This window comes from Flavobacteriales bacterium (genome assembly GCA_016124845.1).
Classification (GTDB): domain Bacteria; phylum Bacteroidota; class Bacteroidia; order UBA10329; family UBA10329; genus UBA10329.
This window is the reverse complement of record WGMW01000012.1, coordinates 82,451-100,174: the sequence shown is the minus strand read 5'-3', so window position 1 is coordinate 100,174 and position 17,724 is coordinate 82,451. Positions and strand designations below refer to the sequence as shown.

Below are 17,724 nucleotides of genomic sequence, written 5' to 3'. Positions count from 1 at the left end.
CCCCGATCTGCAATCGCAGGTCGGGGCCTTACTTCGGGTTGGATTCGTTCTAAAGTTTAGAGAACTTCTGTACGAAACGCTCGTTGGTCTTCGTGTCTGTCAACTCCACGAAGTAGATGCCTTGGCTCAAGGTCGAAACATCCACATTCATGTTATCTCTGAAGTTCTGTTCCGTGCGGATCAACGCTCCGTCAACAGACATGATCTTCAGGTTATACGTGCCGCCATTGTCCATGTAAATGCTCACGAAATCGTTGACAGGATTGGGGTACACCAACATCTGCGGACCTTTGGCTTCTGCGATCGGGTCGTCAATACCTGTGTATTGCTTGGTGTAGATCGGAAGCGAGATCTGCGTAGGATGCTCAGGAGAGAAATGCACCCGCTGAATCGCTACACGAGGTGAGTATTCTTCGCCTTCGAAGATGTAGGTCTTTCCATCGCCCGGCTTTCTACGGAAGAATTCGCCCGGCATGATCGGAATGTTCGGATTCACTTGGAAGCGGTTGTAGTTACTGCTGCTGATGAGGATCTTGATCTTGTGTCCATCACCGAACGTGTAACCGATCGGAAGCATTTCGAACACGTACTCATAGATTTCACCGATGTTGATGTTCGTGAACGGAATGTCATCACCCGGATGCTCCTGCGAGTAATCCTTCCAAGGCTCTTCTACCAGCATGCGCACATAGTCGCGGGCACGGGCATTCACTTGGCCGTCCTGCACAAAATATTCGCGGCCATCAGGGTAGACATCCACAATACGGATGTGGAAATCCGTGTCGGTCGGACCTTCATCCAAACCACCGATGTTGCTCTTGGCATAGAGTTTCACCGTTGGATAGCCGATAACGCACAGAGAATCCTTTACAGGCGCACTCTCAAAGCTGATCACTCCTGGACGGTTCATGGTGTAAGGCTCATAGCGTGGGTCTTTCAGGTTGAACTGTCCTTGTGCATCGCGCTCGCCATCTGGCGTCTTCACGATCATGTTGGCACCACCCACGGTTCGGATAGGATCATCCGGATCGTGCACGTACATCTTGAATCCTTCATCGGTTGTGGGAGCTTCATTGTCCAACGTACCATCTTGGTGAAGGAAGAACGTGGTTCGCTGAATGGCATCCCAATCGCGTCCTTCAGGTAGCGGGAAGGTATCTACGCCCAACCAGTAGTTCGAAAGGTTCACATTCTGAGGTTCGGTATCGTTGTTCGGTCCCACGATGTAGAGACGCACGTTCGGAATCTCGCTCGGGTCGGCAAAATCGCGGTAAGGGATCGGATGGATGGAGGTCGCATTCAATCCGGGGATCACATTGCTCAATGGAATGTCCGGTAGATCGATCGGAATGGTGCCACCACCGAATGGCGTGGTATACACCAATTCGGCTTTCAGTCCGGTAAGTGGCGTTACGCCCGTTAGCACACCGATAAGCTGCGTGTAAGGCAATCGCACTTCGGCTGCCGGTACGCGAATGTCGATATGACCCGCCAACCCAAGGTCAGCGAACGGATAAAGGTTGTCCGATTCAGGAAGCACGAATTTCGGCTCGCCCAACGAGTCTCCCGGGGCGTAGTTCAGGTTGTAACGGAACCATCCGATCACCTCCGAGTTCAAAGCCTTGTCTATCGGGATGTTCGTTTCGCTGAAATCATCGAAGTTGATGCCCAACAGGTCCGAAACATTGTCGGGATAGGTTCTGTCTCCCGTGGTCAGCGAACCTGTGGTCTGGTGTGCCCAAGGTCCAAGTACCAGCTTTTGCAATTCGCGGTTGGTCACACCGGGTCGGTTGAACTTGCCGGTGCTCAAATGCCTGCGCATGTTGGCCCAGCTCTCCGTCTGCGAGTCCACAAAGATGTCCCACCAGCCACCGAGGTGATACGCAGGGACCTCCATGTTTCCAAAGCGGCTGTACTCACCGTTGATGTTCGCTTCACCATTGGCATCTACAGGTGCGCGGCTCACATCGATCTCAGCACGGCCTACAAAGTTGGGGTAGTAACCGCACGTCTTGTTTCCGAACTGATCCTCGTACTGAACCGAAGCAAAGTGGTCGATGGCCAAGTTGGCCGCATCGAATTTGTTCTGCTGAAACTCGTGCACCACGGAGTTCACCACAATGGATTGCGGCAAATTGTAGTCCGCAGAACTGTGAATGTTGTTCTGCATGTCATTGTCAATGGGAATGAGGTCATCATCCGTTCCCGTAAAGATCTGTCCTTTGAGCCAGCCCGTTACCAAGCGGTCGCGCAGCACCCCGTTGGGGAATCCCACACCCTTGTAGAAGTCGGCAGGGGCCACAATGGGCATCAACGCCTTACAACCGGGCTCATTCTCATCGATCATGTGGGCCGCAGCCGCCTGATATTGGTTATAGCCGAGGGCCGAAGCTCCGAACATCGCAAAGCGACCGCTGTAAACCAGATCGGTGGTGTCGGTAATGCCATCGCCATCAAGGTCGTAATCCCTCACCAGCCGATGTTTGATGTAATTCCACGTATCGAAGCCGTCCTCGTGCTTGTTGCCGTTCTTCGGGTCGCTTGGGTCGGTGGCATCCAACACATGTTGGAAGTTCGGGTGGTACACGCCCTTGTTCCAACCATCGCTGGTAAGCGGCAGATAAACCCCTTCCGAAGCATATCGTCCCCGCTGATCCTGTTTCAGGAAGGCATAGCCCAGGAGGTTCATCACAGGTGCCTCGCCCGCGTTCTGGTCGCCCTTGTCGTAAGGCGTACGGGTAAGCACCATCGGCAATTTGTACGGGTTCGGGTTCGGCTGGCCGTTCAGCGAATCGTAGATGATATACTGCGTGTTGCGAGGGATCAGCTCCAAGTTGTACTCAATGGGCTGGCTACCGAAAATGGCCTGCAACTGTGTCGGTATAGGGATGCTCACAGGAACCATCAGACAGTCGCGCATAATGGGCAGATACACATCCGTCATCAGCTTGGTGCTGTCGTGCATGATGAACTCCTCGGAGTACACCGTGGAGAATTCGAGGAGGTTATCGATCTTTCCGTTCAGGATCACATCGCCCTGACCACGCGAAGTGTTCACGAACGTGCCGATAAGAAGAAGGGAGAATAGAACTCTTTTCATTACTGGAGGTATTAGAGTTGTTTAATGTCGAATAGGATAGAACCATAGACCATCGTTCCGATCTTAGGAGAACCGAAGGCCTCTTGACGTTGTAAGTTATAAACATTTGACGCACCGAAGCGTAGCGTGGAATACCATTTCGGTATCTCGTAGCTCAACTGAAGGTCGAGGAAGGAGTAGGATTTGACCATTCCCGTTCCGAACGTGCTTTGCCAGAGGTATTTGTCAACCCATTGGAAGTTGGCAGAGAAACCCAGCCCTTTCCACACCTTGCGGCCTTTAACTCCCACGTTGAATTTGTTCTTCGGGGTGTTGAACCCTGGAATGATGGGGTCATCCAGATTCTTGTCAATAAGCTGCGCGAACGTGTAGTTGACCGAGGCCGAATAGTTGTCGTTGATGTAATAGACCAGACCGAGGGTGGCACCCATCGAACGCACCGACTGCGTGGCATTCACAGGAATCTGATACCGCGTGTACGATTCGTTGCTGGCCGAGTAGGAGAGAAGCTGATCCACACCGCTCTGGTCGTTCACGCTGGCGTTGTGCGGCTGCACCACGCGTATCTCCCCAATGAAATCGGTGTACCAGTTGTAGTACCAGTTCGCATCCACATACAGTTTCTTGAAGAGCACACCCCGATAACCGAGCTCGATGGTCTTCACCTGCTCTGGTCGCAGCTTCTTGGCCGAGAACGTCTTCAACTTCTTGGCGGCAACATCATAAGCCGAGTCAAACCACGCGCCTTGGTTCTGAACGCTGTCCAAGTAGTTCTCAAAATTGGTCACCGACTCCAAGGTGTAGAGGTTGTCCCAGCCGTTCAGGTTGCCTGCAATGGTCAGCGGACCGATATCAAGGTTGATGTACTGGTTCTGCAGCGTTGGAATACGGAATGCGCTCTGTGCCGCCACGCGGAAGATGTGTCCCTTCAGGTTGTACATCATCGATACGCGGGGCGAGAACTGCACAGGGAAGTTCTTGTTCTTATCCGCCCGCACCGAGGCCATGATCTTGAACTTGTCATCAAAGAAGCCCTTCGTCATCTGGGCAAAGCCGCCCACTTCCCAAACCTGTAGGTTCACAAACTTGGCGCTGAGGTCGGCAGAGCCGTTGGCAAGCGTATCGCCACGGTTCACCAGCGTGTCGGAGAAGATGGTTCCGAACGACTGCGGGTCGTACCTGCGGACGTTGGCGCCCACCAGCAGGTCGAAGTAAGGCGTGTGGAAATTGTACTGTCCCTCCACATGCTGTAGGTTCGACTTGTCTGTGAACTTGGAACCTTTCTGAAGGTTGGCGTTGTTGATGATGTCGTTGCGGAGCGAATCGAACTTGGTGCTGCCCGCAGGGATCCAGCCGTTGGCATCGGCCACCGCCCGTGCATGCTCCTTCGCGGCCTGAACCTGCGCGGCCGAGGCATCTCCGTCAAAGTCGTTGGTCATCACCTTCAGGGTATCGAAGTAGGCACCGAGGTATTCGCCCACATAATCCTTGATCCCCTGTTTGGAGATGTTGATGCCTGTGAATACGATATCGTATGACTTGCCTGCGTCCTCAAACGTAGAGTAGGCGCGCACCAACCAGTTCTTGCCCGTTATCTCGGCCTTCACCTGTTGGAACAGAATATTGTTGATGCTGTAACGGTTGGACGCCTGATAGATGGCCGTACCCGTTCCGAACTTGTACGTCAGCGAAGCCTCAATGCCTTTCTTAAAGCGGTAGTGCAGCGCGGCCGTGGCCTTGGCGCTGAAGGTGTTGTTGTTGGCCAACTGATGCTCCGTGTAGCCCGGTGCCTTTACGTTAATGGTTCCCGGATAGGCATTGGGCGAAACCAGCCCCAACCAGTTGTTCAAAGCAATGTAGTCATCGCGCTGCTGCTGCGTCAGCGTCTGGTCGTCCTGCAATTTCTCGATGATGGCCGAGAGGTCGATGTCCGTGCTGATGTCGCCATACAGGTTGGGTGCCACGCTGTCGGTCGGGTCGTAGTAGTCGGGGCGGTACTTGGTGTCGTTGGCTATCCAGTCGTTCGCACGCTTATACTGCCCTGTTATTTTCAAACCCCAGCGCTTCTCCTTGCCGAAGGTTCCCGCGTAGCGTGCTTGGAAATCGGCATAGTCGCGGCTACCGCCCTGTATCTTCACCGATAGGCCCGGATAGTCGTACGGGTTCTTCGTCCGCATGCTCACCACCCCCTGAAAGGCGTTGGGGCCGTACAAGGCCGAGGCCGGCCCACTGATCACCTCCACACTTTCGAGGTCGAGGTCGTTGGCACCCACCATGTTTCCCACCGGGAAGTTCAACCCCGGGGCCTGGTTGTCCATTCCATCCACAAACTGAACGATACGCACAGGGGCCGTGGTATTGAAACCGCGCATGTTGATGACCTGAAAGCCCATACTGCTCGTGGTCACATCCACGCCCTTCAGCGTGCTCATGCTCTGGTAGAAGTTGCCCGATGCCACCTCGTTGATGTCGCGCACATTCATCTTCTGAATGCTGGCGGTACTTTCCATGATGGTCTCCGACACGCGCGAACCGGACACCACCACTTCCTGCCCCACCATGTTGATGGTCTCCATCTCCACGGTCACGTTGGTGTTGTTCTTATCCACAGGTATCTCAAAGTCCTGATAACCGAGGTAGCTAACCACAAGGGTCTTCGGTTCCGATAGGTCGAGCTCGATGCTGAACTTCCCGTTGGCGTCTGTCTGCACCCCGGTAGTTGTACCTTTAACTATTACAGATGCAGCGACCAGCGTTTCACCGCTTTTCTTGTCCTTGATCACACCCGTTACGGTCTTGTTCTGTGCAAAGGCGGCAACGGTAAATAGGATGGAAATGAGGAGGAGGGTAAACCGTATTCTCATTCGTTAGGGGTTGGTTTAGATTAGGTTATCGTCTCCAAGAATACGAAGTTTTCCGAATTTGTCAATAGGGTAACATCAAATTCAGATAAAGGAAACATGTCTCCCCGATGAACTGTAGCTGACTGTGTTTCATTTCCTCGCGCGCTTTGAGGCACATTCAGCGTGATGGGAAAGGGGGCCTTCGGGCCATGGATCCGGTAACCGGACCGCAGGAAGAGGACCGCCTCGGTGGCAACGGGGTGAACAAACCGTGGTGCTGGTCGTTTAGCCACTTTAAATGGCTTCGGTACAGGTGGAAACAAACGTATTCCGAAGCAAACCATATCTTCACCCAATACGGCTATACATTCTCACATCATCCACATCATCATCATGAAAACACAACTACTCTCTTTCTTCCTTCTTTTCTTTGGCATGGCAGCCTTTGCGCAGAATGCCAACTTCACCTTTCACGATTACTCCGCTGCCAGCATTGAAGGCGACACCATCGACTTCTCTGCCTATTACGGTAAGAAGGTGATGGTGGTGAACACGGCCAGTTACTGTGCGTTCACGCCTCAGTTCCACGACCTTCAAACGCTTTACAACCAATACAATCAGTATAACTTCGAGATCATCGGGTTTCCGTGCAACGATTTCGACAATCAGGATCCGGGCAACGATTCCACCATCCTCAATTTCTGCACCGAGAACTATGGGGTCACCTTTCAGATGATGTCGAAGATAAAGGCGGTGGTACCCGATACCGCTCCGGTGTTCCGTTGGTTGCAAGAGGGCGCGCTCAATGGCGTGTCAGACGCCCCTATCACATGGAACTTCAACAAATTCCTCATCGATGAGGCCGGACACTGGGTGGCCTACCACAACAGCTTGGTCAACCCGACCTCCAGCGTTATTACCGACTGGATCATGAGCCCATCGGCCTTGGGTGTGGCCAATGCCGACAAGAATGAAAAACCGTTGGTGGAACTGTTCGGTTCGGCAGGTGCCTACCAGATGCAACTGCAACTCAATGATGCCAATACCCGGTCCATGGACATCCGTCTTTACGCTACTGATGGCCAACTGATAGACGTTATCTACTCTGGCACCGCCAAAGGCACCCACAGGCTTTCGTACGATGTCTCTTCGCTGCCATCGGGCATCTACCTCATCCGCGCTTCTGCCGGAACCACGGTGCAGACACTGCGGTATGCGGTGATCGGCCAGTGATCGGAAGGTCTTTTCTACTCGATCAGGGGTTTTGACTTGCCGCCCGCTTGGGGTGTAGCCCTTACGGGTGGCTCTGTCGGCTGTTCAGAAGATTCTGTTTGCCTACAGCTGTTGGGTTGGGAGGTTGCCGACCTTCTATATCGGCTTGCCGCACAGTTCCGTTGACCTTCCGCATTGTGTTGTTGACTGTCTGCGTTGTTCTGCTGGCTGACAGGGGCGCGTTGCCAAGGTGCCGCGTTGTGTTGTTGGGTGTCCGGATCGTGTTGCAGGGGTGTGGGGTATGGTCTGCCGACCTGCCGCGTTGATCTATTGACCTTCCGGGTTGTCTTATCAACCTTCCGCATCGACTTATTGACCTTCCGCGTTGACTTATTGGGTCACCGCATCGTCTTATTGACTCTCCGGGTTGAGTTATTGAGGAGTCTGTTCAATAAACTGTGTCAGTTGTCAGATAGATAGATTTGATAACCGATAGACACAGAAAAAATGGAAGAACAAGAGAAAGACAGATTTGACTACGCCAACCATGAGAAGGAGGCGATAGAGAAATTGAAAAAGGGAGCAATACTGATCTGAACATGATCAAGAAGCAATTTCCACGAAATACATCTTCAACTTGCCTTTGCCTTTCGCTTCTACCTCTCCTCGACTCACAAAGGCAAACTCAGACAGACCTTTGACAAGGTGGTAGGTACTCTGGCTGATATTCACCTTCCCTGCCTCGCCCGATGATTCCATGCGGCTGGCGGTGTTGACGGTATCTCCCCAAATGTCATATTGGAATTTCTTGACACCAACAATGCCTGCTACAACTGGTCCTGTGTGGACTCCGATGCGTATCTCAAAGTATGGCAAGCCAGCAGCTACTTTTTTGGCTTTTCCCTGCTCCACAAAATCACGCATTTCAAAGGCGGCTTTCACCACATCCGAAGCATGGGTTGAATTGGGAGTTGGCAGCCCACCAGCCGCCATGTAGGCATCGCCAATGGTCTTTATCTTTTCGAGCCCATGTTTTTCCATGATATGGTCGAAGGCGGAGAAACACACATTGAGGTCTTCCACCAATTGCTGTGGACTCAGGTTTTCAGACATGGCCGTGAAGCCTTTGAAATCGGTGAACAGTACCGTCACGTCATCGATCAACTTGGCATCGGCATGGCCTTTTTCTTTCAATTCCGTGGCCACCTCTTCGGGCAGGATATTCAATAACAGTTCTTCGCTGCGTGCCTTCTCTTTGCCGATGCGGTTGCGCTGCACAAAGAAGACCGATGCCAGCAGCACCATCAAAGCCAATCCACCGATGGAAGCATTGCGTTGTAGGTTCTTTCTACGCAATTCTTCAGCAGCGATCGCATCTTTCTTATCCTGCTCAGCCTGCGTGGCGGCCTCCTTCTTGTCAAACTCATACTGCATTTCCAACTGGGTGGTCTTTTTCGTGTTCTCCTCATTCACAAGACTGTCCCTGTAAACGAGATACATCTTGTAGTTTTCGTATGCGCCTTTGTAGTCATGCAAAGCACTGTCGGACTCGGCAAGCCCAAGGTATGATTGCTTGATCTGATCCTTTGTTCCCAGTTCCCGACTGAGCGCAAGGCTTTTGGAATACCATTTCCTGCCCTCGGCAGGTTTCTTCATTAAATTGTAGGTACTGCCCATATTGGCGTAAGAAGCGGCAACACCCCACTGTATGCCCATTTCCTCAAACATGTTGAGGGTCAGCTTCGTGTGCTGCAGAGACTTCCCGTAGTTTCCAAGTTTATTGTAACATACAGCAACGTTCATGTTGCAATTGGCAATTCCATATTTATCTCCAACCTCTTCGGCAATTCTGAGTGCTTTAAGGGTGTTTTCCAACCCTTTGTCATATTGCTTTTGAAGGATGAAGACATTTCCCATGTTGGCGTATGCCATGGCAGTCCCTCTCTTATCGCCAATTTCTTCTCTTATCTCAAGCGACCGTTGATGTGTTTGAAGCGATTGCTCATAGTTTCCCTGATCCTGATGGATCACAGCGATGTTGTTGTAGCAGGCCGCTATTCCGCGTTTGTCTCCGATCTCTTCCTTTATTCTCAACGCCACCAACAGATTCTCGATCGCCTTTGGATAGTTGCCTTGATACTTATATACAATTCCAATGCTGTTGTATGTATTGCCGATAAGGTATTTCTCCCCGCTGGCCTCCACAATTTCAAGAGCCTTCATATACTGTTCAAGTGCCTTATCGTACTCCCCTTTTGACTGAAGGATCTGACCCAGATCGATCAGACATGCACCCATTGACTTCTTGTTGTCGGCTTCGCGAAAAAGCTCAAAGGCTCTTTCAACATAGGTGAAGGCCGAATCTGTTTCCCCCTTCACCTTCAATGCAAGGCCCTGAAGTTTCAAGGCATTTGCCATGTTTTTTTTGTCCCCACGACTTTTTGCAAGCCGATACACCAACTCCGAATGGTAGAACATGCTGTCACGTTTCGAAGCACTATAGTTTGTTCGCACAACTTCAAGCAGCGCATTCATTCTACTCGTATCAGCTTCGGTCTTGTTGTTCCAAACGGCCCAAAGACTGTCCAACTTGGCATCCTGCGCCATGGAACACAATGGGAACGAAAGCAGGCAGATAAGGAAGAACAGTCGTGTCATGGCGTTGGATGGGGCTTACTTCTGGGTTGTCGGTTTGAATATACGACTTCCCAGATTGGCGAGGCTTTGAAGTTTGGGCAGATTGAGCATGGCCAACGACTTGAGCCGATGTTCGCCCATCAAGCGCAAGGTGTCTTTTACGTACGGTTTCATTCCGTGCTCACTGGCATGGGCCATCGCATAGAGATCGCCCTTGGACTTGCTATCTACAAAATGCTCGAAGTGCGAACCGCCAGAAAGTTCAATGTACCGTGCTGGAACGTCACCATCATTCCAAAAGGCATGCATCACACCTTTCGGTTTTATCACATAACTGCCCGCTGGCGCGGAGAACTGAAGCCCTTCCTTTCCGCCCAATTCAAACTTCAACTCGCCACTTATCACATACAGCAATTGCGCCTCGTGGTCGTGTACGTGTGGAGCCAGCAGTTCGCCCGGTGCGAGAACGCCTTCCATCACCGAGAAGTCGCCTTCCAACTCTGCCGCACGTGCCTTGATGACCATTTCGCTGTTGGTCTTTTCGCCTTCCCCTGGTAGTCGGAGATAGTCGGTGATCGAGAAATCTGTTGTCATGGTCTTATTGTTTTTGTTCCAATTGCTCCAAGCGTTGCATCATCTGCGTAACCTGTTTTTGCAATTCGTCTTTTTCGGTTTTCAGATCCTGAATGGCCTTCACCATAAGCGGAGAAAGTTTGCTGTAATCCATCATCCACGGATCACTTTTTGGGTCATTGCCTCCTTCGGTAACCGCATTGGGATAGATGTCAAAAACCTGCTGCGCGATGAAACCTGTCTGTGGTTTTTCCGAATCTTCCTTATACACGTAGTCTTTCACCTCTATATTCATCAGATCGGTCAGTCCTTTAGTGGTCGGGTGGATATTCATTTTCAGACGTTCGTCAGAAGTGGTGTTGTAAGCCACACTTGTTGATGTGGACTGCACAATGGCGCCTATTTCAGTGCCATTCGGCTTCTGAAAAGCCATGTATCGGTTGCTGGAGGTCTGTGTGTTCTCACCTGCCGTTATCAAAAGCCCGTTGGAGAAGGCGCCATCTCCTGTGTTCTGGACCGAAGCCACGTATTGCCCCGTGTTGGCGAAATCGTCAGTCACATGAAATTTAGAAGACGGAGCGCTTGTGCCGACACCAACATTTCCGCTTTCATCCAACACCAATTGGTCTGTTACACCGAGTTTCCGAAGTACAAGGTCGCCTGCAGCATTCATATAGATGACCGAGATTCCAGTGGCGCCCGAGACCCGAATACCAGAATTCTCATTGGTACCCGAACCCGCAACGTGCAAAAGTGCACCAGGAGTGTTTGTTCCGATCCCCACATTTCCGCTCACAGCCGAATAGATATCGTTTCCATTCACGGTCCAATCCCCATCATCGCCTGAGCTCAAAGTTGCGGGGTCTGTCCAGGTCATCTTTCCGTTGGCATCCGAAACAGGGACGTAACCCGCCTGCTGGTGTCCGTCCACCATTCGGATGGAACCGACCACATGCAATTTTTCTTCTGGTGATGAAGACCCGATGCCGACTTTCCCGTTTTTCAGAATGACCATGGCATCTGAAGTTGTCCCGGTAGATTGACCATTGCCCACCACAAAAAGGCGGTCGCCAGGATTCCATCCGGTAGTGTTTGCGGGCACATAATCCGTGTTGTTCCTTCCTATTGCAATTTCGTTGAATGATTTTGCCGTAATGTAGGTTCCCAACGCTATTGCCCGATCTCCACTGGCGATGGACAGCGTTCCGATAGCGATGGAAGTATTACCATTGGCCGTACTTGAACTGCCCATTGCCACCGAACTGAGACCATCGGCATTGGTGCTATTGCCCAAAGCAACACCATTCACTCCTGTGGAAATGGCCCCGCTGCCGATGGCAATACTTTTGTCGTTTGTTGCTTTGGTGTTGTATCCCAAGGCAACTGAGTAAAGCCCGGTCTCGCTTGCATCCCACTGCGGACCCGACACGCTACCGGCCCTGAAAGCAGCCCTGCGAGGATTGAAGAACATACGCGTGCCAGCACCCGAAACCTCGATCGAGTCTCCCATATTTAGTGTGCCGGTGACAATAAAGCCATCATCACCATCAATGAATACTGCACCCGTATCGGCAGTAATGGTTCTTCCCGCACCCAGACCACCTTGGTCATAGGCCTGATCGAGGGTTGGTGGCGTGATCGAATTACCGGCCGTTCCGGCATAGAGCGCATAGGGAACAGAAAGCAACTGCGATGTTCCCATGTCCTGATAGGAAGTTCCGCCCGAGGCATCCATCTCCACCTGAATGAAATAGCTGCCCGTTGACCAATCGACAGAGGCCAGATCGCCCGAAACAACTGCTCCGTTTCCGATCTCAATATTGAACAGCCCGAACTGATTGGTCGTAGGCGAATGGGTCTCCTGATAAACCACCGTTCCCACAGGCGAACCACTATGCAGACTTAATTGCAGTCCAACAGCCTGACCTGCAAGAACACTTCCGGCATTGTCGCGCGCCACGCCCTGATAGTTGAACAGTTGTGGCACCTGAGCCGAAGCTGCGGCAATGATGAACAGGTTGAAAATAAGAAGGATGGATCTTTTCATTGTATGGGGTTTTGATGGATGAGTAAGCACTTTTTCACTGGACCTTGATGATCATCTGCCTTCCAACTCTGCCGCACGTGCCTTGATGACCATTTCGCTGTTGGTCTTTTCGCCTTCCCCACGTAGTCGGAGATAATCTGTGATCGAGAAATCAGTTGTCATGGTCTTATTGTTTTTGTTCCAATCGCTCCAAGCGTTGCATCATCTGCTGCATTTGGGCTTTCATTTCCTCTTTCTCGGCCCGTTCGGCCTCAATGATCTTCTGTTGGTCCTGTATGGCTTTGACCAACAATGGCGTGAGCATGCCATAGGCCACGCCCCATGGTTGTTCTTCCACGTTTTCGGAGCCTACATCCACTGCTTTCGGGTAATGCTGGTAAAGCTGCTGCGCGAGGAATCCCGTCTGGCGGCCTTCTTCAGAGAGGTCATCCTTGAACGAGTAATCCTTAACCTCGATCTGCATCAGGTTCTCCAAGCCATAAACGGTGGGAACAATATTCGTTTTCAGTCTTTCGTCAGAGGCACTGACGTATTCAACAGCTGTGCTTCCGCTTTGACGGATACGGCCCATGTAAGAGCCATCGGGTCTTTCAAACTGGATCATGCTCGATTCCTTACTGGCGTTGTACGTGTTGTGTCCAGCAGTTACCAGAAACCCGTCATTCCTGTCTGTGTTGTTGTTTCTGGTGTTGGCAACTTCAGTCACGAACAGATCTTGACCGAATGGATTGTTGGAGACCACTAACTTTTTATCAGGCGACAATTGACCGATGCCCACATTTCCGGTTGAAGTGATCGTCATGTGCTCGACCAACGAGGTTCCGTTTGTGGTGTAGAATGAAAGGTCGCCATCATTGTTCGCACCATCATTTTCAGAAGCGATCCGGGCAGCTGTGTAATCGCCCGTGTTACCATCATCATCATAATTGACCAAGTTGATCTGTGCGTAATCGGCACCTGCACTCTGCCGAGCACCTCCGATGTTCAGCGTTCGGGTCAGACCTGTAGTTGTACCCGCACGATCAAGCAGCCCATTCCCACCAACATGCAGTTTTTCGGTTGGGCTATTTTGGTTGATGCCCACATTGCCGCTATTGCGATAAACGTTGCTGCCGCTGATCGTCCAGTCTCCATCCGAAATGGTTGTCGGGTCGGTCCAGGTCATCTTTCCATTCACATCCGAAACTGCGATGTAGCCAGCCTGCTGATTGCCATCCACCATCCGTATGGAACCCTGCACATCCAGTTTCTGTGCAGGTGAACTCGTTCCCAACCCGATGTTGCCGGAAACATCCAAAACCAGTTGATCGGTCACCCCAAGTTTTCGGATGACCAGATCGCCTGAAGCATTCATATAGATGACCGAGGTTCCTGTAGTACCAGAGACCCGAATACCAGAATTTTCATTGGTGCCCGAACCTGCAACGTGCAAAAGAGCACCGGGCGTGCTTGTTCCGATCCCGACCTTGCCATTTTTCAGAATGACCATTGCATCCGAGCGGTTGGAGTCGTCCATTCCATTGCCGACCGAGAAAATTCGATCAGCAGCATCCCATCCACCCGCACTGTTGGGTGTGTAGTCCGTATTGTATGCTCCAAGGCTCAATTCATATCCTGATGGAGCGTTGATGCCCGAGCCCATCGAGAAGGAATTATCTCCGCTGGCCAAAGCCTCCAACCCCATCGCAACGGATCCGAAACCGCTTGCCACTGCCTGATTACCAATAGCCGTGGAAAAATCCCCGCTTGAATTCGAATAGTAGCCTAATGACGTTGATGAGTGACCGCTTGCTGTCGTATTGTTGCCCATGGCGGTTGAAAAATCTCCACTGGCCTTTGAATCATTTCCACTTGCAAATGACGCGGAGCCGAGGTTTCCTGTGTCCCAATTGGTACCCGTGACCTGACCAGCCCGAAAGGCACCTTTACTCTTATCGAAAAAGAATCGGGCATCATGTTCATTGTCTCCATCATCATTCAATTGATCGGAGCCGAAAACAAAATCATAGGCGGCCTCATCCACCGCGCTGCCCGGTCTCACCACACCACCCAACGTGTCGAAAACCGAAGCCTCTATGCCTGCGGCCATGTATTGCCAACTGGCATTTCCATTCGCATCGCTGGTAAGCACGTAGCCATCGGCCTGCGTACCATCCTGATATTTCATTTTTCCTACAAGATGGAATGTTGTGTCCGGGGTTGATGTACCAATACCGGTCTCACCGCTTTTCAGAATGACCATGGCATCTGAACGGTTCCCTGAGTTTTGGCCATTACCCACCACAAAAAGACGATCGTTTGTATTCCAAGAGTTCGTACTTGTCGGAGTATAATTCGTGTTGTAATTCCCAATAACTGTTTCTACAAATGACTTGGCCGTGGTGTTACTTCCCATTGCAGAAGATCGGTCGCCACTTGCAATGGTGAAAGTTCCCAAGGCAGTAGAATTCGATCCGCTTGCGGTGGTAGAATACCCTATTGCCGTAGAACTGGTGCCGCTTGCTGTGGTACTGGTCCCCATGGCAATGGATTGCGTTCCGCTGGCCGTTGTGTAGTATCCCATCGCGGTACTGTAGTTTGCATCAGCCGTAACGTTACTTCCCACGGCCACAGAGCTAGCCCCGTTCGCGGTGCTGGAGCTACCAGCGGCAAATGAACTGGTGCCATTGGCATTGGTGCTGTTGCCCAATGCAACGGCATTCACTCCGGTGGAGATGGCCCCGCTGCCAATCGCAATGCTTCTGTCATTTGTCGCCTTGGTACTATTACCCATGGCAACGGAGTATAGTCCAATATTACTTGCATCCCATTGGGAGCTTGAAACACCGCCTGCTCTGAAAGCACCTTTGTAGGGATTGAAGAACATGCGGGTACCAGCACCGGAAAGCTCAATGGAATCCCCTGAGTTTACGGTACCCGTAACGATGAGGCCATCACCGCCATCAATGCGCACCGCACCCGTATCGGCAATAATGATTCTTCCTGCTCCTGAACCGCCACCATCGTAGGCGAAATCCAGCGTGCTTAGCGCAGAAATGGTATCGTTACTGATGGTGATATTGTCCCCAGCAATGTAAGTTCCAGCAGGACCCGTTGGACCGATCGGCCCACCTGAAGGACCTGTTGCTCCCTGAGGCCCGGTGGCTCCTGTCGGACCTTGCGCACCAGTTGCTCCTGTCAAACCTATCGGTCCTGTTGGCCCTGTCACGCCATCAGCGCCAGATGCTCCTGTTGCACCCGTTGGTCCGATCGGCCCTGTTGGGCCATCGCTACCCGTGGCTCCCGTCAACCCTGTGGGGCCTTGTGCTCCGGTCGGACCTGTTGGGCCAGTTTCTCCAGCCTGTCCTGTCGGGCCAGCCACACCCATTGGCCCAGCGGGACCGGTTGCCCCTGCAATTCCTTCGGGAGATATGAGCGCCATCCAAAGCATGTTGGAGCCGGGCGTTGTTCCCATTCCTTGGTAATAGAGCTCGACCACATCCGATGCGCTGAGGTCGAGCAGCAATGTGCCGGTGTGGTAACCCGAAGCTGAGAGCTCCATTACCAGATAATCGGCATCGCCACTGTTCACCTTGATCATGAACCGTTCGCTGGCCGAGGTTCCTGCATAAAGCCGTGCTCCTACCAAGTAAAGCCCGTCCTGCGGTGCGACAAAATTCCCGTTGGCTGGATTGTAGGCATTTCCCCTATTGAACGCCACTGTGCTGAAAACCGCCTTCTGTCCAGGAGCAAATCCGGATGCGGTCGATCCTCGGAATCCAACAATTGCTGAGCCGGTTATACCAGAAAAACTGATGGTGTCATTGCTGATCGTGATTCCGTCTCCTGCGATATAGGTCGTACCGGATATTCCCAAGGAGTCTGGGTCGGTCCAGACCATGCGGCCGTTCGCATCCGAAACGGGAACATAACCCGTTTGTTGGTTTCCGTCCACCATTTGGATGGATCCGGCCACGTGCAGTTTGGAAGTTGGTGTTGATGTACCGATACCCACATTGGCATTGTTCCCCAGAATGACCGAGTTGCTCTGCGTGGCCTGTGCGCCCGCCCCGATGGCCGTGGCGTTGGTCACCGTGGCACTGCCATCGGCACCCTTGCCGATGTAGGTGTTGTTGCCGCCCGAGGTGTTGCTCTGCCCTGCACTCACACCCACGAAGGTGTTGCCCCCGCCCGTGGTGGTGGCAATGCCCGAGCGGTAGCCCAGGAACGAGTTGGACGAGCCGGTGGCGTTCTTGCCGCTCGATGTGCCGAAATAGCTGTTGAAGGTGCCCGAAACGTTCGATTGCCCCGCCTGGAAGCCCACATAGGAGTTGTTGCCGCCCGTGGTCGTGCTGTATCCGGCCTGAAAACCGATATAGATGTTGTTGCTCACATCCACCGCGTTGTTGCCCGACTGGAAACCGATGAAGGTGTTGTTGCTGCCCGTGGCATTGAAGTACCCTGCCGCATTGCCGATGGCGATGTTGTTGTTGCCCGTGGTGGTATTATATCCCGCATAGTAGCCTATGTAGGCATTGCGGCTGCCGCTGGTGGCCTTGTTGCCCGCACGCTCACCTATGAAGGCGTTGCGCTGACCGGAGCCTCCGGCCGCAATGCCATCGCCCGCACCGGGGCCGATGGACACGTTCAGGTCTCCCAGCATGTGCAGCGCGTTCTCGCCCCCGAAGGTGATGCGCGCATCGGCATCCATGTCCAGTTCACCGTCCGTATTGAACCGCGCCACCTCATTGTCGTTGGTCCTGATCACCAGATCCTGCGCATCGGTGGTGCCGATGAAATTGGTGGCATCATCGGTGCCCGAGTTGCCGTTGATGGTCCAGTCGTTGGGGTCGGAGCGGGTGCCGCCATCTGCACCGTATTCGGCCGAACCGCTCTTTGCCGCGTAGAGAGCATAAGGAACACTCAACAGTTGGGAGGTTCCCATCTGCTCAAATCGTCCGAAGCCCTCGGTATCCATTGAAACGCTCAGGTAGTGCGCATCAGAACCCCAATCAATGGCGCTGAACTCGCCTTCAAGCACTTCGCCACTTCCTATGGCGATATTGAACAGACCGAGCTTGTTCGTGGTGATCGTGTGTTCCTCCGCGTACAACGGGCGGTCGAGGTTGTCTCCCGCCATGATGGCGATGCGCAGGGTGACCCCCGCTTCTGCCAAGGCCTTGCCGTTGGCGTCACGCGCAACGGCCTGGTAGTTGAATTTCTGGGGGGCCTGCTGCGCATACGAAGGGAAAATGAAAAAGGAAAACTGAAAAAAGAGGGTTGTAACGATAATGAGCGTTCTCATGGTATAAGGGTTTGGATGGTTTGTAAAT

At 52.4% G+C, this 17,724-nt stretch carries 7 protein-coding genes; 1 reads left to right on the top strand and 6 read right to left on the bottom strand.

Translation table 11 applies throughout. The features are described from left to right. Window positions 1–49 precede the first annotated feature (49 nt). Both GC178_06235 and GC178_06230 read right to left on the bottom strand, forming a co-directional pair. Window positions 50–3,100 carry a CocE/NonD family hydrolase gene (locus GC178_06235; GenBank protein MBI1287162.1) on the bottom strand — a complete coding sequence of 1,017 codons (3,051 nt, stop codon included), beginning with the start codon at window positions 3,098–3,100 and terminating at the stop codon, window positions 50–52. Window positions 3,101–3,111: 11 nt separating this feature from the next. Beyond that, window positions 3,112–5,964 (bottom strand): TonB-dependent receptor plug domain-containing protein, encoded by a 2,853-nt coding sequence (locus GC178_06230; protein ID MBI1287161.1) that lies wholly within the window; start codon window positions 5,962–5,964, stop codon window positions 3,112–3,114. Between the two features lie 372 nt (window positions 5,965–6,336). Here GC178_06230 and GC178_06225 point away from each other — a divergent pair, with 372 nt between their 5' ends. Continuing rightward, window positions 6,337–7,176 carry a T9SS type A sorting domain-containing protein gene (locus GC178_06225; protein ID MBI1287160.1) on the top strand — a complete coding sequence of 280 codons (840 nt, stop codon included), beginning with the start codon at window positions 6,337–6,339 and terminating at the stop codon, window positions 7,174–7,176. A gap of 582 nt (window positions 7,177–7,758) precedes the next feature. Here GC178_06225 and GC178_06220 read toward each other — a convergent pair. From GC178_06220 to GC178_06205, 4 genes are all read right to left on the bottom strand, one after another. Then, window positions 7,759–9,813 carry a tetratricopeptide repeat protein gene (locus GC178_06220; protein MBI1287159.1) on the bottom strand — a complete coding sequence of 685 codons (2,055 nt, stop codon included), beginning with the start codon at window positions 9,811–9,813 and terminating at the stop codon, window positions 7,759–7,761. Between the two features lie 15 nt (window positions 9,814–9,828). After that, window positions 9,829–10,386: a cupin domain-containing protein gene (locus GC178_06215; protein MBI1287158.1), complete on the bottom strand. Its 558-nt coding sequence runs from the start codon at window positions 10,384–10,386 to the stop codon at window positions 9,829–9,831. A gap of 4 nt (window positions 10,387–10,390) precedes the next feature. Further along, complete coding sequence (locus GC178_06210; protein ID MBI1287157.1) at window positions 10,391–12,412, bottom strand: hypothetical protein; 2,022 nt, start codon at window positions 12,410–12,412, stop codon at window positions 10,391–10,393. Window positions 12,413–12,578: 166 nt separating this feature from the next. Next, a complete protein-coding gene (locus GC178_06205) occupies window positions 12,579–17,696 on the bottom strand; it encodes a hypothetical protein (GenBank protein ID MBI1287156.1) in 5,118 nt (1,705 codons plus the stop codon). Window positions 17,697–17,724 lie beyond the last annotated feature (28 nt).

Bases quoted from the DNA above. Each gene is read 5' to 3' on its own strand.
- GC178_06235 (MBI1287162.1), bottom strand. From the start codon at position 3,100: ATGAAAAGAGTTCTATTCTCCCTTCTTCTTATCGGCACGTTCGTGAAC.
- GC178_06230 (MBI1287161.1), bottom strand. From the start codon at position 5,964: ATGAGAATACGGTTTACCCTCCTCCTCATTTCCATCCTATTTACCGTT.
- GC178_06225 (MBI1287160.1), top strand. From the start codon at position 6,337: ATGAAAACACAACTACTCTCTTTCTTCCTTCTTTTCTTTGGCATGGCA.
- GC178_06220 (MBI1287159.1), bottom strand. From the start codon at position 9,813: ATGACACGACTGTTCTTCCTTATCTGCCTGCTTTCGTTCCCATTGTGT.
- GC178_06215 (MBI1287158.1), bottom strand. From the start codon at position 10,386: ATGACAACAGATTTCTCGATCACCGACTATCTCCGACTACCAGGGGAA.
- GC178_06210 (MBI1287157.1), bottom strand. From the start codon at position 12,412: ATGAAAAGATCCATCCTTCTTATTTTCAACCTGTTCATCATTGCCGCA.
- GC178_06205 (MBI1287156.1), bottom strand. From the start codon at position 17,696: ATGAGAACGCTCATTATCGTTACAACCCTCTTTTTTCAGTTTTCCTTT.